General features: G+C 62.3%; 18 protein-coding genes. 15 read left to right on the top strand and 3 right to left on the bottom strand.

From position 1 onward, the window contains the following. Positions 1-21 precede the first annotated feature (21 nt). The 4 genes from DCO57_RS18250 (at position 22) to DCO57_RS18235 (ending at position 4,237) form a co-directional block, all read left to right on the top strand. A complete protein-coding gene (locus DCO57_RS18250) occupies positions 22-477 on the top strand; it encodes an Lrp/AsnC ligand binding domain-containing protein (protein ID WP_116700344.1) in 456 nt (151 codons plus the stop codon). Positions 478-610: 133 nt separating this feature from the next. Further along, entirely contained in the window at positions 611-1,834 is a 1,224-nt protein-coding gene (locus DCO57_RS18245) for an ABC transporter substrate-binding protein (protein ID WP_116700343.1), read from the top strand. Continuing rightward, the gene (locus tag DCO57_RS18240; protein WP_116700342.1) at positions 1,835-3,526 is read left to right on the top strand and encodes an ABC transporter permease subunit; all 1,692 of its coding nucleotides are present in this window, start codon (positions 1,835-1,837) and stop codon (positions 3,524-3,526) included. 9 nt (positions 3,527-3,535) lie between these two features. After that, on the top strand, positions 3,536-4,237 hold the full coding sequence (locus DCO57_RS18235; protein WP_116700341.1) for an ATP-binding cassette domain-containing protein: 702 nt from the start codon (positions 3,536-3,538) through the stop codon (positions 4,235-4,237). On the opposite strand, the gene bfr is transcribed toward DCO57_RS18235, so the two are convergent. Together bfr and DCO57_RS18225 are read right to left on the bottom strand one after the other, a co-directional pair. Next, positions 4,207-4,692, bottom strand: coding sequence for a bacterioferritin (gene bfr, locus DCO57_RS18230; RefSeq protein ID WP_116700340.1), 486 nt, complete (start codon positions 4,690-4,692; stop codon positions 4,207-4,209). The genes DCO57_RS18235 and bfr overlap by 31 nt on opposite strands. Positions 4,693-4,707: 15 nt before the next feature. Continuing rightward, positions 4,708-4,950: a (2Fe-2S)-binding protein gene (locus tag DCO57_RS18225; protein ID WP_116700339.1), complete on the bottom strand. Its 243-nt coding sequence runs from the start codon at positions 4,948-4,950 to the stop codon at positions 4,708-4,710. Between the two features lie 129 nt (positions 4,951-5,079). Between DCO57_RS18225 and DCO57_RS18220 the strand changes: the two genes are divergently transcribed. The 5 genes from DCO57_RS18220 (at position 5,080) to DCO57_RS18200 (ending at position 11,376) form a co-directional block, all read left to right on the top strand. After that, on the top strand, positions 5,080-5,838 hold the full coding sequence (locus tag DCO57_RS18220) for an SDR family oxidoreductase (RefSeq protein ID WP_116700338.1): 759 nt from the start codon (positions 5,080-5,082) through the stop codon (positions 5,836-5,838). 169 nt (positions 5,839-6,007) lie between these two features. Further along, positions 6,008-8,443 (top strand): HAMP domain-containing methyl-accepting chemotaxis protein, encoded by a 2,436-nt coding sequence (locus tag DCO57_RS18215; protein ID WP_116700337.1) that lies wholly within the window; start codon positions 6,008-6,010, stop codon positions 8,441-8,443. Between the two features lie 297 nt (positions 8,444-8,740). Next, on the top strand, positions 8,741-9,694 hold the full coding sequence (locus DCO57_RS18210; RefSeq protein WP_116700336.1) for a class I SAM-dependent methyltransferase: 954 nt from the start codon (positions 8,741-8,743) through the stop codon (positions 9,692-9,694). Then, positions 9,691-10,518, top strand: coding sequence for an RNA methyltransferase (locus tag DCO57_RS18205; protein WP_116700335.1), 828 nt, complete (start codon positions 9,691-9,693; stop codon positions 10,516-10,518). The genes DCO57_RS18210 and DCO57_RS18205 overlap by 4 nt, the downstream gene beginning before the upstream one ends. After that, positions 10,519-11,376, top strand: a complete 858-nt coding sequence (locus DCO57_RS18200; protein ID WP_116700334.1) for an SDR family oxidoreductase — start codon at positions 10,519-10,521, stop codon at positions 11,374-11,376. A gap of 108 nt (positions 11,377-11,484) precedes the next feature. Here the strand turns inward: DCO57_RS18200 and DCO57_RS18195 are convergent, their stop codons facing one another. Continuing rightward, complete coding sequence (locus tag DCO57_RS18195) at positions 11,485-12,120, bottom strand: peroxiredoxin (protein WP_116700333.1); 636 nt, start codon at positions 12,118-12,120, stop codon at positions 11,485-11,487. Positions 12,121-12,332: 212 nt separating this feature from the next. On the opposite strand from DCO57_RS18195, the gene DCO57_RS18190 reads away from it, so the two are divergent. The 6 genes from DCO57_RS18190 to DCO57_RS18165 all read left to right on the top strand — a co-directional run bounded on the left by DCO57_RS18190 (position 12,333) and on the right by DCO57_RS18165 (position 18,594). Further along, positions 12,333-12,791 (top strand): YtoQ family protein, encoded by a 459-nt coding sequence (locus DCO57_RS18190; protein ID WP_116700332.1) that lies wholly within the window; start codon positions 12,333-12,335, stop codon positions 12,789-12,791. Positions 12,792-13,059: 268 nt separating this feature from the next. Next, complete coding sequence (locus DCO57_RS18185; protein WP_116700331.1) at positions 13,060-13,263, top strand: cold shock domain-containing protein; 204 nt, start codon at positions 13,060-13,062, stop codon at positions 13,261-13,263. A 299-nt stretch (positions 13,264-13,562) separates the two neighbouring features. Then, positions 13,563-14,879, top strand: coding sequence for a tetratricopeptide repeat protein (locus DCO57_RS18180; protein ID WP_116700330.1), 1,317 nt, complete (start codon positions 13,563-13,565; stop codon positions 14,877-14,879). 118 nt (positions 14,880-14,997) lie between these two features. Beyond that, the gene (locus DCO57_RS18175) at positions 14,998-16,599 is read left to right on the top strand and encodes a B12-binding domain-containing radical SAM protein (protein WP_116700329.1); all 1,602 of its coding nucleotides are present in this window, start codon (positions 14,998-15,000) and stop codon (positions 16,597-16,599) included. A 46-nt stretch (positions 16,600-16,645) separates the two neighbouring features. After that, positions 16,646-17,917 carry a TCR/Tet family MFS transporter gene (locus tag DCO57_RS18170; protein WP_116700377.1) on the top strand — a complete coding sequence of 424 codons (1,272 nt, stop codon included), beginning with the start codon at positions 16,646-16,648 and terminating at the stop codon, positions 17,915-17,917. Between the two features lie 2 nt (positions 17,918-17,919). Further along, positions 17,920-18,594: a dienelactone hydrolase family protein gene (locus tag DCO57_RS18165; RefSeq protein ID WP_116700328.1), complete on the top strand. Its 675-nt coding sequence runs from the start codon at positions 17,920-17,922 to the stop codon at positions 18,592-18,594. Positions 18,595-18,656: the final 62 nt, after the last annotated feature.

The following is an 18,656-nucleotide window of genomic DNA, read 5'->3' as shown; positions in this document are numbered from 1 at the left end:
ATCTTAATAGAGAATTTCACCATGCTTGATGCGGTTGACCGGAAAATTCTGAGAGTTCTGCAGATGGACGGACGCATCACCAACACGGACCTTTGCGAACGGGTGAACCTTTCGGCGACTGCCACGGCGGAACGCATGAAACGGCTGGTGCGGGAAGGCTATATCGAGCATTTCTCCGCCAGCCTGGATCCGAAAAAGGTCGACCGGGGCCTGCTGGTGTTCGTCGAAATCCGGCTGGAGCGGACGTCACCGGAGATTTTCGATGCCTTCCGGCGTGCGGTCGAACGCTCGAGCGACATCCTGGAGTGCCACATGGTGGCGGGCGGCTTCGACTATCTGGTCAAGAGCCGGGTGAAGGACATGGAAGCCTATCGTGCGTTCCTGTCGGATGTGGTGCTGGCGCTTCCCGGTGTCCGGGAAACCCATACCTACGCGGTCATGGAAGAGATCAAGGACACCCATATCCTGCCGGTGTGACGCCGGTGAACGGCCCTTGATGAAGCCGCTGCGCCCTCCGGAGACGGAGAGTGCCGCCGTTCACAAAGCATTGTCTTGACCGTGTGATGCCGCCTGCGCGAGGGACAGGGAAACCAACAGAAGGGGATAAGACATGTCTCGATTGCTCGCCGTCAGCCTTGGCCTGCTCGCAACCTTTCTGGCATCCGTTGCAGCCGTGGCCCAGAACAATGCGCCGACCGCCGAATGGCAGGCAACGCTGGATGCCGCGCGGGGCCAGACCGTCTATTTCCATGCCTGGGGCGGCGAGCCGCGCATCAACGCCTTCATCGGCTGGGCCAGTCGCGAGGTCGAACGGGACTACGGCGTGCGCGTGGTCCATGTGAAGGTCAGCGACACGGCGAGCGTGGTGTCGCAGGTCCTGACCGAAAAATCGGTCGGCAAGGACAGCGGCGGCGCCGTGGACCTCATCTGGATCAACGGCGAGAATTTCGCCTCCATGAAGGAAAACGGCCTGCTGGCCGCACCCGGCTGGGCGCAGACCCTGCCCAACTGGCAATATGTCGACGTGGAGAACATGCCGACCGTGGCCATCGACTTCACGGTGCCGACGGACGGTCAGGAAAGTCCCTGGGGCATGGCCAAGCTGGTCTTCATGCATGACAGCGCCCGGCTGCAAACGCCGCCGACGACGCTGGAGGAGCTGCTTGCCTTCGCGCAGGCCAATCCCGGCCGCTTCACCTATCCGCAGCCGCCGAATTTCCACGGAACCACCTTCCTGAAACAGATCCTGGCCAGCACCGCTCCGGATCCGGCCCTGCTATCGCGGCCCGTCGACGAAACCGCCTTCGCCACAGTCACGGCACCGCTGTTCGCCTATCTGGACGCGCTCAACCCGGTGCTCTGGCATCAGGGCAAGGCCTTCCCGAAGGATGCCGCGCATATGCGCCGCCTGCTGGCGGACGGAGAACTGGATATCGCCTTTTCCTTCAATCCGGGCGACGCCGCCGCCGCGATCGCCAGCGGGGAACTGCCGCCGACCGTACGCAGCTTCGTGCCGGACGGCGGAACCATCGGCAACACGCATTTCGTCGCGATCCCCTTCAACAGCTCCGCCCAGGAGGGCGCGCAGGTCTTCGCGAATTTCCTGCTGTCCCCAATGGCCCAGAGTCGCAAGCGTGACCCGGAATTCTGGGGGGATCCGACCGTGCTGAATGTGGCGTCCCTGCCGGAAAGCGATCGCGCCCTGTTCGAGGCACAGAATCTGGGTCCGGCCGCACTTTCGCCGCAGGATCTCGGGCCGGTGCTGCCGGAGCCGCACCCCAGCTGGGTCAGTGCTCTGGAGGACGCCTGGAGCGCCCGTTACGGTTCGCGATAGGTGGGAAAAGCCGGCGGCCTTCCGGACGTTGCCACCGTCCTTGTCACCACCCTGCTGGCCGGGCCGGTTCTCGCCGGCCTAGCGGGCACCGTCCTGCCCGCCTTCGGCTACCTGCCCGTCCTTGGCCACGACAGCTTCTCGATCGAGCCCTTCCGGAAGCTGGTTTCCATGCCGGGCCTGACGACCTCGGCCGCGCTCGGGTTCGGCACGGGCCTTGCCGCCTCCCTCATCTCGCTGACGATCGTGCTGGTCTTCACGGCTGCCTGGGCCGGAACGGATACCTTCCGGCGGCTGACACGGTTTCTGTCGCCGCTCCTGTCGGTGCCCCATGCGGCCGCAGCCATCGGGCTTGCCTTCCTGATCGCCCCGTCCGGATTTCTGGTCCGTCTGGTCTCGCCCTGGGCGACGGGTTGGACCCGTCCGCCGGAGGTTCTGATCCTGCACGATCCCCTCGGTCTTGCCATGACATTCGGGCTGGTGGCCAAGGAGGTGCCGTTTCTGTTCCTGATGACGCTGGCCGCGCTGAACAGACCCCATGTCCAGGAGTATCTCAAGGCCGGCGCCAGCCTCGGCTACGGCCGGATGGCCACCTTCTTCAAGATTGTCCTGCCGCAGATCTATCCGCTGATCCGCCTGCCGGTCCTGGCGGTGATCGCCTATGCCACATCGGTTGTCGATGTGGCCGTGATCCTGGGGCCGACAACGCCGCAACCCCTTGCGCCGCGACTGGTCGGCTGGATGAACGATCCGAATCTGTCCCTGCGCCTCATGGCTTCGGCCGGTGCGCTGCTGCAGCTTCTGGTCAGCAGCGGCGCACTGCTGGCCTATCTGCTGCTGGAAGCCCTCGCCGGGGCCTGCCTGCGGCCGCGCCTGGCCAACGGCCACCGCCACGGGCGCGAGGCAGGAGCCCGTATCTCCGCTCTCCTGCCGATGCTCACGATCCTCGCCGTCATGAGCCTTTCCATGGCGCTGCTGGGCGTGTGGTCGCTGGCCCGGTCGTGGTGGTTCCCCGCCGCCCTGCCCCAGGCATGGAGCCTGGAGCGCATGCTCGACGCCCTCTGGGCGGGCGGTCCGAGCCTCGGAGTGACGCTGATCATTGCCTGCGGCGCCGCCACGGTCGCAACCGGCCTTGCACTCTGGCTGCTGGAAGCGCGCGGGAGGCGCGAGACCGGCCGGCTGAAGGTGCTGATCTTCCTGCCCCTCCTGCTGCCCCAGATCGGCTTTCTGTTCGGCCTGCAGATGTTCTTTCTGATTGCCGGGCTGAGCGGTACGCTGACGGGCGTGCTGCTGGCCCATCTGATCTTCGTCTTTCCCTATGCATTCCTGGCCCTGAGCGATCCCTGGAACCGGCTCGACCCGCGCTATGCCAAGGCCGCCAGTTCTCTCGGCGCCTCCCGGGCACGGGTCTTCTTCCGGGTCCAGCTGCCACTGCTGCTGCGGCCGGTTCTGGTCACCTTCGCCGTGGCTGCCGCCGTTTCCACCGGACAGTACCTGCCCACGCTGATGATCGGCGCGGGGCGGGTCGTGACCGTCACGACGGAAAGCGTCGCTCTTGCAAGCGGCGGGAACCGGCAGATCGCCGCCCTTTACGCCCTCCTTCAACTGGCCGTCCCGCTCGCCGGGTTCACTCTGGCCGCGCTGGTTCCGGCCCTGGCCTTCAGGAACCGCGCCGCCATGCGCCTGGAAAGGTAACGCCCGGACATGGTTTCTTCCTCCCGCACATCCGGACTGGTCCTCGACCACATCGTCCTCCGCCTCGACGGCCAGCCACTGCTCGACATCGATTGCCGGATCCTGCCGGGTTCGGTGCTGACGATCATGGGGGAAAGCGGCAGCGGGAAATCCAGCCTGCTGGACTTCATCGCCGGGTTCCTGAAACCGGACTTCCGGGCGCAGGGCCGGGTGATCCTGAACGGACGGGACCTGACGCTTCTGCCTGCCCAGGAGCGGCACATCGGATTGATGTTCCAGTCTCCCCTGCTCTTTCCGCATATGTCCGTTCTGCAGAACCTGATGTTCGCCCTGCCTTCAACATGCAGGCGACGGCAGGAACGGCGCGATCTGGCCGAGCGCGCGCTGGCCGATGTCGGACTTGCCGGTTTCGGCGCGCGGGATCCGGCAACGCTGTCCGGCGGACAGCAGACGCGCGTGGCACTGATGCGCACGCTGCTTGCCGAACCGCACGCACTCTTGCTGGACGAGCCCTTTTCCAGCCTCGACCGCACGCGCCGGGGGGAGGTGCGCGACCTGGTGTTCGCCCTGGCGCGGAAAAAGGGACTGCCCGTCCTGCTGGTTACCCACGACGAGGAAGACGGCCTGGCGGCCGGCGGGCAGGTTCACCGGCTTGAAAAGGCGGCCCGCAAGGGCCGGACCTATTCCGCCGCGTCGGCGGATTTGGCCTGAAGAAGAGAATATCTGTCGATGCCGATCCGTTCGATCAGGCCGAGTTCGCTCTCGAGAAAGTCGATATGGCTTTCTTCGTCGCTCAGCAGTTGTTCGAAGAGCTGCATGGAGACGTAGTCGCCAAGCTCGCGGCAGACCTCGCGCGCCTCGTGATAGAGGGACCGGGCCACATATTCGGCCGCGAGATCCCCTTCCAGGCATTCCTTGACCGACTGGCCGATTCGCATCGGGTCCAGGATCTGCAGGTTGGGCAGGCCCTCCAGAAAGATGATCCGGTCCATGAGATCCTGCGCATGCTGGCGCTCTTCGGCGGACTCCTCAAGTTCCTTGTCCGCCAGTTTGCCAAATCCCCAGTCCGCCAGCAGTCTGGAATGCAGCCAGTACTGGTTGACGGCAGTCAGCTCGTGGCGAAGGGCCTTGTTGAGATAGTCGATTACGCGCGGTTCGCCCTTCATTTGGCCCTCTTCAATCTATCGTTTGACAGACCGCTTGACCGGCTCGGTCAGCGGTTCCTTTTCGCTTGCTTCTTCAGACGCCTTTTGGTGAATGATGTCAATGACCGCCGGAAAACAGCCGCCGCATCTCGGACGGCATCCCAGATGCCGGAACACGGCGCCCGGCGTCGGCAGTTTACCGTTGGGGTCCGCGCGCATTTCTTCCGCCGCTTCGCGAAGCTGCTTGTCAGACAGAACGTTGCAGGAGCATATAATCATCGCAGGTTCCGGACCGCGTCCCTTTCATTCGGACATATTGGCGTACTGGAATTCGTGCGCAATAACGAAACTCTACTATCCGAGTCAACTTTTTCCGTATCCACCCGGATACGCCAGCAAGGATCTGAAATGACCGGCAAGGCCTCCCAGGATGATCGTCCCACCCTTGTGCTGACAGGTGCAAGCCGCGGCATAGGCCATGCGACCGTAAAGCGGTTTTCCGCAGAAGGCTGGCGCGTGATCACCTGTTCCCGATACGCGTTTTCGGACAAATGCCCCTGGCCCATGGGCCCGGAGGATCATATTCAGGTCGATCTTTCCGATCCGGAAAATCTCGGGTTCGCCGTTCAGGAAATCCGCACGCGGCTGGAGGCCAACGGGTCCCGGCTGAATGCGCTGGTCAACAATGCCGGCATCAGCCCGAAAGGGCCCGAAGGCGAACGCCTCAACTCCCTCAACACGCCCATGCATGAGTGGAGGACAGTCTTCCAGGTCAACTTTTTCGCCCCGATACTTCTGGGACGGGGCCTGTTCAAGGAACTGAAAAACGCCAAGGGCTCGGTGGTCAACGTGACCTCCATCGCCGGCATGCGGGTTCACCCCTTTGCGGGCACCGCCTATGCCACATCGAAGGCCGCCCTTGCATCGCTCTCGCGTGAAATGGCAGCCGATTTCGGCCCTCATGGTATCCGCGTCAATGCGATCGCACCGGGCGAGATCGACACGTCGATCCTGTCCCCCGGCACGGAGAAAATGATCGACGACATCCCACTGCGCCGCCTGGGTCAGCCTTCGGAAGTCGCCGACACGATCTACTACCTGTGTTCGGACAGGTCGTCCTACGTGACAGGTGCGGAAATACACATCAATGGCGGGCAGCACATTTAGGCCTGCGATGCAATTCGGCATTGCCTGCGCAGGACAGGAGGCCGGAAGTATTGACAGGGCCGGTTTATAAAAAGTTGGCGACACGTCTTAGGTAATTTACCCAATATTCATCGACCCGCGCGATAGTCCGGCAACATCGAGGCTGTTGTTTTGGCGCTGTGGGGACGAAATGCAACGTTTTATGAAGTTACTGGTGGACCTGAAGTTCGGCTTCAAGGTCGGTGGCGGATTTTTCGCGATCTTGCTTCTGACAGCTGTTGTCGGCGGCGTCGGTTTCCTGGCGGTCCACAACCTGTCGTCGCTTTTTGTCGTCGCGGACCATTCGGCCAAAGTGGCCAATCAGGTTCAGAGGACATCGCTGAAACGCGAGGAATACCTCAACAATCCCACGCCTGAACTCGACGTTGCCGTCCAGCAGGAGATCGATCGCCTCAACGGCACCCTGGAAGAGCTGAGCCACGACGTCTCGAATGACGATGTGGCCCAGTCGCAGGTCGAACGGGCCCTGGATGCCGTCCGCCAGTTCTCCGCAACCTTCGGTCAGGTCGTCACCCAGACCCAGCAGCAGGCGGATCGTCTTGCCATGCTGCAGGAAAGCGCCGAAAATCTCGAGACGCTCGCCTCGTCCATCTCGGACGCGGTTCTGGCCGAGGAAAAGAAGGTCAGCGCCGAGGTCTTCACCGCAAATGGCACCCTCGATGACGCGAACACCATGCAGCGTGGCGTCTTCGAGCTCCAGGAAGCCGTCGGATCCATTCAGCTCGCCTATCTGAAGGGCAGCGGCTCGCTGGAAGGCGAAGCCCATGCCGCGGCCCTGAGCACGGCGGAAGACCTGGTCGCCCAGACCAGGGAAATGCGCTACCGCCAGATCGAGGGCATCCAGGGCAAGTCTGTTTCCAAGCTGTCCGGACAGGCCAACAAGCTGCACAAGGCAATCGCCAAGCTTTCCGAGGACCTCGGATTCGCGGAGGCCTACGAGGCCAGGACCGCAGTCGGCACCTCCATCGATGCGATGATGGAAATCGCGCGCGACATCCGCATGCAGGCCAATACGGCCGTGAGCGAATCCAAGGCCACCGCCCTGACCGCGAACACTCGCCTCGCCAGTATCCGCGGGATCGCCGAAAAGGCGGAAATGCTGAAGGAGTTCGCGCTCAAGGCACAAAAGGAAACCCTCAATCTCTTCGGCCAGTTCGGACTGGATGACCCCGCGCCCGCCGAAGCCCAGATCGCGGCTCTGGCCGCTCTGGAAGAGGAGTTGGTGTCCTACGCGAAGGTTCTGCCGTCCACGGCGGATGCCATCAACGAAATTCCCGTGTCGGTCGCCACTTTCGACCGGGCCTTCAAGGAAATGCTGACGGCCCAGGCCGACCTGCAGGCCAAACGCCAGCAGCTTGATGCGCTGACCGGTCAGGTGAATGACGAGATCGCCGCCATTTCGGCCTCCCAGTCGGCTGCGGCCTCCTCCGCTGCCGCGTCTGCGGAAATGCAGATCGTCACCACGATCCTGCTGGCCATCGCCGGTGGCGTCGGCCTTGCGGTCGTCCTGAACCTTGCCATCACCCGCCCGATCCGGACCATCACCGGCGTGATGGACCGGCTGGCCAACGGCGACAATGAAGTTGCAATACCTGGAATCGACCGGGGCGACGAAATCGGCGAAATGAGCCGCACGGTTCAGGTGTTCCGCGACAATGCCGTCGAACGGGCGCAACTGCAGGAACAGAGCACCCGCGAGGAAGCGGCACGCCTGGAACGCCAGCAGCGGATTGACGGACTGATCCAGTCGTTCCGCGCAACGGCCGAGGAAGCCCTGGGATCGGTGGAACTGACCGCCGGCGGACTGGACTCGACCGCGCGGGCACTGACGGAAATCGCCCGCGACAGCGCCGGATATGCCAACGAAACCCAGGAAAGCTCGAACGAGACGACCCAGAACGTCCAGACTGTCGCGAGCGCGGCGGAAGAGCTGGCGGCCTCGATCGGCGAGATCTCGCGTCAGGTGGCCCAGACCACCGAGATCGTCGACCGGGCAACCACCGGCACGCGGATCACCAACCAGAAGGTGGAAGGTCTTGCGGAAGCGGCCACCAAGATCGGTGAAGTCGTAACGCTCATTCAGGCGATTGCCGAACAGACCAACCTCCTGGCGCTGAATGCGACCATCGAGGCGGCGCGGGCCGGCGAAGCGGGCAAGGGCTTTGCGGTCGTTGCCGCGGAAGTCAAGGAACTGGCAACCCAGACCTCCAAGGCAACCGAGGAAATCAGCTCGCAGATCACCGAGATCCAGAACGCGACGAAGGAATCGGTCGTTGCGATCGGCGAGATCGCCGAGACCATGACCGAGGTCAACAGCTACACCACGGCAATCGCTTCCGCCGTCGAACAACAGGGTGCCGCCACCGCGGAGATCTCCCAGAACGTTCAGCGCGCGGCTGAGGGGACTGGCGCGGTTTCCACCTCCATGAGCCAGTTGTCCCAGGCCGTCGACCAGACATCGTCCTCCGCCGACATGGTTCTGTCCGCCTCCGGCGAACTCACGGTCAAGACCGACGAACTGAAACACGAGGTCGAGCAGTTCCTGTCGGAAGTGGCCGCGGCCTGATCCCGGTCCGGCCCGGCACCATCGGAACAGGGGACGGGAGCGCCAGGCGCTCCCGTCCCTTTTCGTTGTCCTGCCCGATCGAACCAAACGGGTCCCGCCCCCAGGGCGCCTCGCCCCGCGTTCCAAATATTGACCTTGCCGCCGCTGGCGACTAGATCAACGCATGTCCAGGCGGAAATTGACTGGGCATCCGACCGTTGACCGATTCAAACGTTCCGGAGTTTCGTGCCTGCACAAGTGAACGCAGCAGGCTCCGAGGCGGGGCAGCATCAATTTTCTGAGATACGAGAGACCATCGTGGCGGACAGCACCAGCGCCTCATCCTTCGCCAAGCCCGGCACTCCCCCTGCCCAGTCCTGGCCCGTCGTTCTGGAAACGGAAGGCTGGAAGGACTACCGGCTACTCGACATGGGAGCGGGCGAGAAACTGGAACGCTACGGGCGTTTCACGATCGTGCGTCCCGAGCCCCAGGCCATGGGCACCCGCCGGCTGAAGGAGAGTTTCTGGAACCGGGCCGACGCGGTGTTTACCGGCGACACGGAAGAAGAAGGTCCGGGCCGGTGGAAGTTTTCAGGCAGCGTTCCGGAAACCTGGCCCATGTCCTATGGGCCGGTACGCTACAACGGCCGCTTCATGTCCTTCCGCCATGTCGGCGTCTTTCCCGAACAGGCCGCGCATTGGGACTGGGTGAACGGCAAGATCCGGGCGGAGCGCCAGCGCGCGCCGGAAAAGCCGCTGAAAATCCTGAACCTCTTCGGCTATACCGGGCTGGCTTCCCTGCTGCCGGCCAGCGAAGGCGCCCAGGTCACCCATGTGGATGCCTCCCGCAAGGCAATCGGCTATGCAAGGGAAAACCAGGAGCTGTCCGGCCTCGAGGATCTGCCGATCCGCTGGATCTGCGAGGACGCGGGAAAGTTCGTCGCACGGGAAGTGCGGCGCGGCAACACTTACGACGGCATCATACTGGATCCGCCCAAATACGGGCGCGGCCCCAAGGGCGAGGTCTGGGATCTCTATACCAGTCTGCCGGGCATGCTCGCCGATCTGGAGCAACTGCTGGCCAGGGACGCCCTGTTCATGATCCTGACCGCCTATGCGATCCGCTCCAGCTTCCTGTCCATTCACGAGCTGATGGCCGAGACGCTGGCCCGCCAGGGGGGACTTCTGGAATCCGGTGAGCTGGTCATCCGCGAGGAGGACGGCAAGCGCGCCCTGTCCACCTCGCTGTTTTCGCGCTGGAGCAGCCGATGAGCGAACAGCGTCAGGGCGCGGTCAAACAGATCACAAGCCACTCCAATCCCATCGTCAAGGAAATCAAGGGGCTTGTCGCCCAGCGCAAGCATCGCAGCCAGTCCGGCCTGTTCGTCGCCGAAGGTCTGAAGCTGGCGACCGACGCGCTTGCTGCCGGATGGGGCGTGCGCTATCTGGCCATCGGCACGGAAGCGCGCGACAATCCAATTGCGCAGAAGGCCGCCGCGACCGCCAAGGCGAGAGGCGCCCTGATCCTGGAAGTCTCCACGGCCGTCATGTCCGCCATGACCCGCAAGGACAATCCGCAGATGGTCGTCGGGGTCTACGAACAGAAGATCCTTACCGCCAAGGACATCGAGCCCGCGGGAACCGGCCCGTGGGTCGCCCTCGACCGGGTGCGCGATCCGGGCAACCTGGGCACCATCATCCGCACCGTGGACGCGGTTGGCGGCGCGGGCGTGATGCTGGTCGGCGACTGTACCGACCCGTTTGCGGTCGAGGCGGTGCGCGCCACCATGGGGTCGCTCTTTCACGTGCCGCTCGCAAAAGTGAGCAAGGATGCGTTCAAGGCGCTGGCCGGCAAATGGCCCGGCACGGTTGCCGCCACGCATCTGAAGGGCTCGGTCGATTACCGTACACCGCAATACGCGGAGCCGGTCCTGCTGGTGATGGGCAATGAACAGCAGGGGCTCGAGGACGACATGGCGGCGGCCTGTGCCACGCTGATCCGCATTCCGCAGGCCGGTCAGGCCGACAGCCTCAATCTCGCCGTCGCCACCGGCATCGCACTCTATGAAATCCGCCGCAATCAACTGGAGCTTTGAATGCGTCTGTTCGTCTTCGGTACGGGCTATTCCTCGAAAGCGTTCGTTGAGGCCATCCGCGACCAGTTCGAGTGGATCGGCGGCACCACGCGCTCGCCGGAAAAGGCCGAAGGCCTCAGGGACCTGGGGGTGGACCCCTTTGTCTTCGACGGCCGGAGCAAGGGGGACGGCATCGCGGAGGCGCTGCGAAGCGCCACGCATGTGCTTGTCTCGATCGCACCGGACGACACGGGCGATCCGGTCCTGACCCATCATGGCGAGGATATCGCGGCGGCCGGAGCGCAGTGGACCGGTTATCTGTCCACGGTCGGCGTCTACGGCAATCACGACGGGGCGTGGGTGGACGAGGAAACCCCGTGCAAACCGGTTTCCAGACGCTCGGTGCAGCGTGTTGCCGCCGAACAGGCCTGGCTTGAGTTTGCCTCGGCCAATGACCTGCCGGTGCAGATCTTCCGCCTTTCCGGGATCTACGGGCCCGGACGCAACATTTTCGAGAAATTCAGGGCCGGTACGGCCCGCAGGCTCGTCAAGCCGGGTCAGGTGTTCAACCGCATTCATGTCGGCGATATCGCCGGTGTCCTGAGCACCGCCCTGGAAAGACCGTCGACACGTATCTTCAACGTGACCGACGACGAACCGGCGCCCCCCCAGGATGTCGTTACCTTCGCAGCAGACCTGCTGGGCGTGACGCCGCCCGAGGAGATCCCGTTCGAAACCGCCGACCTGTCGCCGATGGCCCGTTCCTTCTATGGCGAGAACAAGCGGGTCTCGAACCGCAGGGTCAAGGACGAGCTCGGCTATTCCTTCCGTTTTCCCGACTACCGCACTGCCCTCAAGAGCCTGCTGGAAACCGTCTGACGCAAGTGGCCGGATCCGGCGCGGCGGCCGCTTCGAAAGCGGCCGGGCTCCCTCTCCCGCCGGGAGAGGGGCCGGAAGGCCCGCTGCTTCACGGGCGCGGGCAACACCCTATTTCGGCTGCGACACCATGCGCAGGTAGGGCTTGAGCGTCTTCCACCCTTCGGGGAACTTTTCCTTCGCTTCCGCATCGCTGACAGCCGGAACGATGATCACGTCTTCGCCGGAATTCCAGTTGGCGGGCGTGGCCACCTTGTGGTTAGCCGTCAGTTGAAGGGAATCGATCACGCGGATGACTTCATCGAAATTGCGGCCGGTGGAGGCCGGATATTCGATCTTCAGCTTGATCTTCTTGTCCGGGCCGATCACGAAGAGGGACCGCACGGTCAGGGTATCATTCGCGTTCGGATGGATCATGCCGTAGGCGGTCGCGACCTTGCGGTCCGGATCGGCAATCAGCGGAAAGTTCAGGGCCACGCCCTGCGTTTCCTCGATGTCTCCGACCCAGGCCTTGTGATCCTCGATCGGGTCGACGGAAACACCGAATACCTTGACGCCGCGCGCATCGAACTTGTCCTTCAGCTTGGCCGTCATGCCGAGCTCGGTGGTGCACACGGGCGTGAAGTCCTTCGGGTGGGAGAACAGAACCGCCCAGGACCCTTCGATCACATCGTGGAAACGGATCGGACCTGCAGTCGTATCGACTTCAAAATCCGGAGCCTCGTCTCCGAGCAAAAGTGCAGACATCAATGATCTCCTGATATTTTTCGCATGGGTAGATACCCGGAATTGGGCGCGTCATCCTTCAGGGATTTCATAGGATTGTCCAGTCCCCGGAGCCCCGCGCCCGCAGGGTCAATCCGACGCATGGCTTGACGACACCCCGCTCAGCCACCAGCTTGGGACCAGCAAGACGACACAGAATGTCGGTGACAGGACAACAAGCGGGAGAGAACACCATGGACAACTGGCGCGTATATTTATCCGGTGAAATCCATACGGACTGGCGGGAAACGATCACGGACCAGTCGAAAGCCCTTGGCCTGCCGGTGGCCTTTTCCGCGCCCGTCACGGATCACGATGCCAGCGACGATTGCGGCGCGGTGATCCTGGGCGATGAGAGCAACAAGTTCTGGTACGATCACAAGGGCGCCAAGGTGAATGCGATCCGCACACGCACGCTGATCGAAAAAGCCGATATCGTCGTGGTGCGCTTCGGCGACAAATACAAGCAATGGAACGCGGCCTTCGACGCCGGCTATGCGGCCGCGCTCGGCAAATCGCTGATCGTGGTGCACGATCCCTCCCTGACCCACCCACTCAAGGAAGTTGACGCAGCAGCGCTTGCAACCGCAGAAACACCTGGGCAAGTGGTCGATATCCTCAAGTATGTCATACTTGGAAAACTGGAAAGGTAAGCCTGTATTGACATTAACTTTATCGTCACTATATTAGCTGAAGCTATAGAGGTCCCGGGTTTGAATTCCGGGCGGCGAAATCCCAACTTTTCAAAAACAGCGGTTCGGATTGAGACAGTCTATTACGACTGCCCGGACATGCGTATTTTTCCGTATGGGATTTCAGAAGTACTTTAGCACTATCAACAACAATGTCATCAAGACGTTGCTAAGCGCGGCTACATACGCCGCCAGAATGCCTTGATGCGGAAATTTGGAAAGCACATCCATGCAACATGGAAACGTAAAATGGTTTGATCAGGGCCGGGGAATCGGCACGATCGAACCAGAAGATGGCGAGGACAACATTCTCGTCGACATTTCGGCCCTTCGCCGATCCGGCATCGACACTCTGACGGAAGGCCAGGTTGTGGTCTTCGATCTCGAGTGGCGCCGCGGTCAGATGGTGGCCGAGGATCTGAAAGTCCTGTAAGCTCGCTTACAGCTCAATCTGGAAACGAGGGCGGTTCGACCGCCCTTTTTTGTTGGCAATGAGCCATCAAGACAGCGCACTGAAGCCGTGCCCCGGGGCGCCCCGGCACTGAAAAGCCGATTTTGTGATTATGGAAACATTTTAACGACGACATTGCGCATTACAGTTAAATTTCGACGGTCGATTGAGCCACTTCACATGCCATTTCGTCTTCATCTATGAATTCACCCACTGAGATGGAGCATGGAGAAAAGCAGATTCAGCGACGTGATTTTCATTGATGCTTTTCGGGAGATTACATGCAGATAGACGCAAGATTACAGGAAGGCGTTGCCGCCCATCGGAACGGCAATCTTGAGGCAGCACTCGCCGCCTACAAGGACGTGCTGACCGCCGATCCGGACCACGTCGACGGCCTGCATTTTCTCGGCCTCCTGCATTTCGATGCCGGCAAGGCGGACAACGCCGTCGTGCTGATCCGCAAGTCCCTGGAGAAAAACCCGCAGAATGCGGCGGCCTACAACAATCTCGGCAACATCCTGAAGCTGAGCGAGCAGCAGGCCGAGGCACTGGAAGCCTACGTCAGGGCGGTTGAAATCGAACCGCGCCACGAGCAGGCCTGGAGCAACATCAATGTCATGATGGAGGGCGCGACCAACAACGACGACCTCCAGCCGATCCTTGCGGAGATCGTCCGCCTGGACCCTGACAACCCCAATGCCTGGCACAATTACGGCCTGTCCCTGATGCTCTCGGGACACAGGGACGAGGCCGCCGATGCCCTGGAGCGATGCCTGGAATTCGGCTCCGAGGTCTGGACAGACCCGATCTGGCATGCACGGGTCCTGTGCGCCCTCGGACGGCGCGAGCGTGCTGTCGAGCATCTTGAAGGCGTCGTTGCCGCGGACCCGGACAATACCGTCGCGCGCTATCAGCTCGCCGCCGTGCGCGGCGACAATCTGGACCAGGCACCGGAAGACTATGTCAAAACCCATTTCGACAGTTTTTCGGACAGTTTCGACGAGGTGCTGAAAAATCTCGGCTACCGCGCGCCCGAGCTTGTCGCCGAAGAGGTGATCGCCCTGGACGGGCAAGCGGGCGGCCGCTTTGCGGATGTCATCGACCTGGGATGCGGGACGGGCCTGTGCGGTCCGCTCATCCGTGACCACTGCGGCAAGCTGACGGGCATCGACCTTTCGCCCGGCATGCTGCGCAAGGCCGCGGCGCTGGAAGTCTACGACTTTCTGGTGGAGGGCGAACTGGTCGCCTTCCTCAACTCCGATCTGCCGACCCGCTTCAACCTGGCCGTTTGCGTCGACACGCTGTGCTATCTGGGCGATCTCCAGCCCTTCATGAACGCACTTTATGCCGCCCTCAAACCCGGTGGACTGCTGATTGCCAGCGTGGAGCATCTGTCCGATCCGGCCGGACCGGACTACCGGGTCGACCCGACGGGCCGTTACGCGCATCTGCCCGCCTATCTGGAGCGCAGCGCCGAGACTGCCGGATTTTCCTATCTGCATGAAAAACAGGTGATCCTTCGACAGGAACTGGGAAAAGAGGTCCACGGCCTCATTTTTCACCTACGCAAGCCTGACACCACCTTGGGCGTGTAATTTGCCGGGGCGAGATCCCGATTTATGTGCCGGAGCGGCAATAGACGGTTGTGCCCAAGCGGAATATTGCTAGGGTATCGACAAGAGTGGACGGATGGTCCGTCCGGAGGGAAACTGCATGTCGAACTGCAACGTTTTATTGGTCTACCCGCGTTTTAACGCCGGTTCCTTCTGGAACTACGGGGCGACCTGCGAACTGGTCGGTGCGAAATATCCTGCTCCTCCCCTCGGACTGATCACCGTTGCCGCGATGTTGCCGGAAGACTGGAACGTCCGGCTGATCGACCGCAACACCGGCGCGCTTGGCAACGACGATCTCGCCTGGGCCGACATGGTCATGACCGGCGGCATGCTTCCTCAGCAGGCCGACTGCCTGGCCATCATCCAGAGAGCCCAGGCCAAGAATGTGCCCGTCGTCGTCGGCGGACCGGATGCCACGTCGTCTCCGGAAGTTTATGAAGCCGCCGATTTTCTCGTTCTGGGAGAGGCCGAAGGCATTCTCGAAACATTCGTGGACGCCTGGAACGAGGGCGCCCGCAACGGCCGTTTCACCGCCGAGAAATTCAAGGCGGACGTGACCTCCAGCCCGATCCCGCGCTTCGACCTTCTGAAATTCGAGGACTATGTCCAGATCGGCGTCCAGTATTCGCGCGGCTGTCCGTTCACCTGCGAATTCTGCGACATCATCGAACTTTACGGCCGGGTGCCGCGCACCAAGACCAACGAGCAGATGCTGGCGGAGCTCGACCGGCTCCATGAGCTCGGCTATCGCGGCCACGTGGATTTCGTCGATGACAATCTGATCGGCAACAAACGCGCGGTCAAAGGCTTCCTGCCGGATCTGGTGGAATGGCAGAAGGCGCGCAATCATCCTTTCGAAATGTCAACGGAAGCCTCGCTCAATCTGGCCGATGACGAAGCGCTCCTGACGATGCTTCAGAAGGCCGGGTTCTTCTCGGTGTTCATCGGCATCGAAAGCCCGGACCCGGAAGTGCTGATCGCGACGCGCAAGAAGCAGAACACCCGCCGCGACATCGCCAAGAGCGTGCACAAGATCTACGACGCGGGCATTTTCGTGCTCGCCGGTTTCATCGTCGGTTTCGACGAGGAAAACGACCGGGTCGCCGAAGAAATCTCGGCCCTGATCGAGGAAGCCGCCATTCCAGTCGCCATGACAGGCCTTCTCTACGCCCTGCCGAACACGCAGCTCACGCGGCGGCTCGCCAAGGAAGGACGCCTCTACGCGGATTTCGCCACCGACGACCCCGATACGGAGCATGGCGACCAGTGCACCGCGGGCCTCAATTTCAAGACGGTGCGGCCGCGCGAAGAAATTCTGGCCGATTTCAAGTCGGTCATAGAACGGGTCTACGGACCGGAAGCCTATTTCGGCAGAGTCCAGAAGGTTGCGGGCATGCTCAACATGAGCGGGGCCAACGGGTCGATCCTGGGCGCCGGGTTCTTTCATGACATCCGCATGTTCGGCCGCCTGATCTATGCGATGACCTTCAAGGAAACGACGTATCGCGCACCGTTCTGGAAAACGCTGATCAAGACCGCCTTCACCAACTTCCGGGCAATCAAGCCGGTGATGATGATGCTGGCGCTCTATGTGCATCTTGGTCCGTTCTCACGGTTCGTCACCGCACAGATCGACAAGCAGATCGCGGACATCGAAAAAGGCCACTGGGAGCAGCCGGCTCTGGTTGCCGCCGAATAACCCGGTTTCGGGCAAAGCGCCGATCCATTTCCGCGGGAAGACAATCGTGCCCTCCCCCCTTTCCAGACGCAGCGCGCTCGCATTCATTCTGGTCACCCTGACCATCAACTCCATGGGCATCGGTCTGATGATGCCGGTCATGCCGTCGCTCCTCACGGAACTGACGGCCCTTCCGGTGAGCGATGCGGCCCGCTGGGGCGGGGCGTTGAGCGTGGTCTATGCGCTGATGCAATTCGCCTTCGGCCCCCTCCTCGGAAATCTGTCCGACCGCTTCGGCCGCCGTCCGGTGCTGCTGGTCTCCATGTTCACCATGGCCGTGGACTATCTGATCATGGCACTGTCCTGGCATCTTGCGGTGCTGTTTGTCGGACGGACCCTGTCAGGAATCTCCGGCGCAACCTTTTCCGCTGCTTCCGCCTATATCGCGGACGTGTCCCCCAGGAACGAACGCGCCAGAAATTTCGGACTGGTCGGCGCCGCATTCGGCATCGGTTTCGTGCTCGGTCCGATCGTCGGCGGCATCCTGGGCGAATACGGCCCGCGCGCACCATTCTATGCGGCGGCGGCGCTTTCCCTGATCAATTTCCTGTTTGGCTACTCCATGCTGCCGGAAACACTCAAGGACGACAACCGGCGGAATTTCGAGTGGAAGCGGGCGAACCCCTTCGGCGCGCTGAAGCAGATCGGGGCCTATCCCGCGGTCCGCACACTGCTTCTTGCGGTCTTTCTGTTCGACATCGCCCATTACGTCTATCCCGCCGTGTGGAGCTACTATGTGGAGGAGGTCTTCGCCTGGAGCCCGGCCGATATCGGCCTGTCACTCGCGGCCGTCGGGGTCGGCTTCGTATTCGTGCAAGGCTATCTGATCCGGGTTCTGGAACCAAAGCTCGGCACCGGCCGCACGCTGCTTCTGGGACTATGCGCCAATCTTCTGGCTTTTTGCGGACTCGCGTTGGCCGATGAGGGCTGGATGGTCTACGCGCTGATTGCCTTCGCCGCACTGGGCGCCCTCGCCACGCCCGCATTCACCGCGTTGATGTCCAACCGCATCGCGGACAACGCCCAGGGCGAGCTTCAGGGACTGATCGCCAGTGCCGCCGGGCTGTCCATGGTGGTCAGTCCTTTCGTGATGACGCAGACATTCGCCTATTTCTCCGGTCCCGATGCGGCGTTTGTCTTCCCCGGCGCTCCCTTTGCCCTGGCGGGTCTTCTCATTCTGGCGTCCATGCTCATTGCCCTGCCCTTCATGCGCTTTCGGGACGAACGGCCGGTTTTCTCAGAGTCCGTTCCGGCCAGCCGCAATTCCAGAGACCCCTGATCATGCCCCTGCAAACCCCTCCTCTTCTCGACGGCCCCCGTCTGGCCCCTGCCTCCGGCGGGCCGGCCCGGCAGCTTGTCGTCATCCTGCACGGTTACGGCGCCGACGGCGTGGACCTGATCGATATCGGCCGTGCCTGGCAGGGCCAGCTTCCCGATGCCGCCTTCATTGCCCCGAACGCACCGGAACCGCTGCCCTTCGAAGCCTTCGGCGGCCGCCAGTGGTTTGCCCTGAGCGAACGCTCGCCGGCGGAATTCAGGATCGGAGCGGAAGCCGCCCAGCCGTGTCTGGACCGGTTTCTGGATGCCGAACTCGAAGCGCTTTCCCTGACCGACAGCGCATTGGCCCTCGTGGGGTTCAGCCAGGGCGCCATGATGGCCTTCCAGTGCGGTCTGCGCCGCACAGCCGCCCCGGCAGCACTGGTGGCCTATTCCGGCCTCCTGCCCGGAGCGGATCGTCTGACGGACATCCGGACACAAAGTCCGGTCCTGATCGTCCATGGAACCGATGACGATGTAGTTGCCTGTTATCACGCCGAAGCCGCCCGCAAGGCTCTCGACGAAGCCGGTGTCTCCACGACGCTTCAAACGCTGAGCGGACTGGGTCACGGGATCGACGAACGCGGCATGGTGCTCGGAGGGCGCTTTCTGGAGAAAGCCTTTTCGGACCGCGCCTGAAGCCCACCGACAAGAACAGGAACCCATCGGCTCCGCATAAAGCATGAAGCATGTTGCGTTGA

The sequence above is a fragment of the Labrenzia sp. 011 genome, from assembly GCF_003075075.1.
Taxonomy (GTDB): Bacteria; Pseudomonadota; Alphaproteobacteria; order Rhizobiales; family Stappiaceae; genus Roseibium.
This window is presented reverse-complemented; position numbering and strand designations above follow the sequence as displayed.

Bases quoted from the DNA above. Each gene is read 5' to 3' on its own strand.
- DCO57_RS18250 (WP_116700344.1), top strand. From the start codon at position 22: ATGCTTGATGCGGTTGACCGGAAAATTCTGAGAGTTCTGCAGATGGAC.
- DCO57_RS18245 (WP_116700343.1), top strand. From the start codon at position 611: ATGTCTCGATTGCTCGCCGTCAGCCTTGGCCTGCTCGCAACCTTTCTG.
- DCO57_RS18235 (WP_116700341.1), top strand. From the start codon at position 3,536: ATGGTTTCTTCCTCCCGCACATCCGGACTGGTCCTCGACCACATCGTC.
- bfr (WP_116700340.1), bottom strand. From the start codon at position 4,692: ATGAAGGGCGAACCGCGCGTAATCGACTATCTCAACAAGGCCCTTCGC.
- DCO57_RS18225 (WP_116700339.1), bottom strand. From the start codon at position 4,950: ATGATTATATGCTCCTGCAACGTTCTGTCTGACAAGCAGCTTCGCGAA.
- DCO57_RS18220 (WP_116700338.1), top strand. From the start codon at position 5,080: ATGACCGGCAAGGCCTCCCAGGATGATCGTCCCACCCTTGTGCTGACA.
- DCO57_RS18215 (WP_116700337.1), top strand. From the start codon at position 6,008: ATGCAACGTTTTATGAAGTTACTGGTGGACCTGAAGTTCGGCTTCAAG.
- DCO57_RS18205 (WP_116700335.1), top strand. From the start codon at position 9,691: ATGAGCGAACAGCGTCAGGGCGCGGTCAAACAGATCACAAGCCACTCC.
- DCO57_RS18200 (WP_116700334.1), top strand. From the start codon at position 10,519: ATGCGTCTGTTCGTCTTCGGTACGGGCTATTCCTCGAAAGCGTTCGTT.
- DCO57_RS18195 (WP_116700333.1), bottom strand. From the start codon at position 12,120: ATGTCTGCACTTTTGCTCGGAGACGAGGCTCCGGATTTTGAAGTCGAT.
- DCO57_RS18190 (WP_116700332.1), top strand. From the start codon at position 12,333: ATGGACAACTGGCGCGTATATTTATCCGGTGAAATCCATACGGACTGG.
- DCO57_RS18185 (WP_116700331.1), top strand. From the start codon at position 13,060: ATGCAACATGGAAACGTAAAATGGTTTGATCAGGGCCGGGGAATCGGC.
- DCO57_RS18180 (WP_116700330.1), top strand. From the start codon at position 13,563: ATGCAGATAGACGCAAGATTACAGGAAGGCGTTGCCGCCCATCGGAAC.
- DCO57_RS18175 (WP_116700329.1), top strand. From the start codon at position 14,998: ATGTCGAACTGCAACGTTTTATTGGTCTACCCGCGTTTTAACGCCGGT.
- DCO57_RS18165 (WP_116700328.1), top strand. From the start codon at position 17,920: ATGCCCCTGCAAACCCCTCCTCTTCTCGACGGCCCCCGTCTGGCCCCT.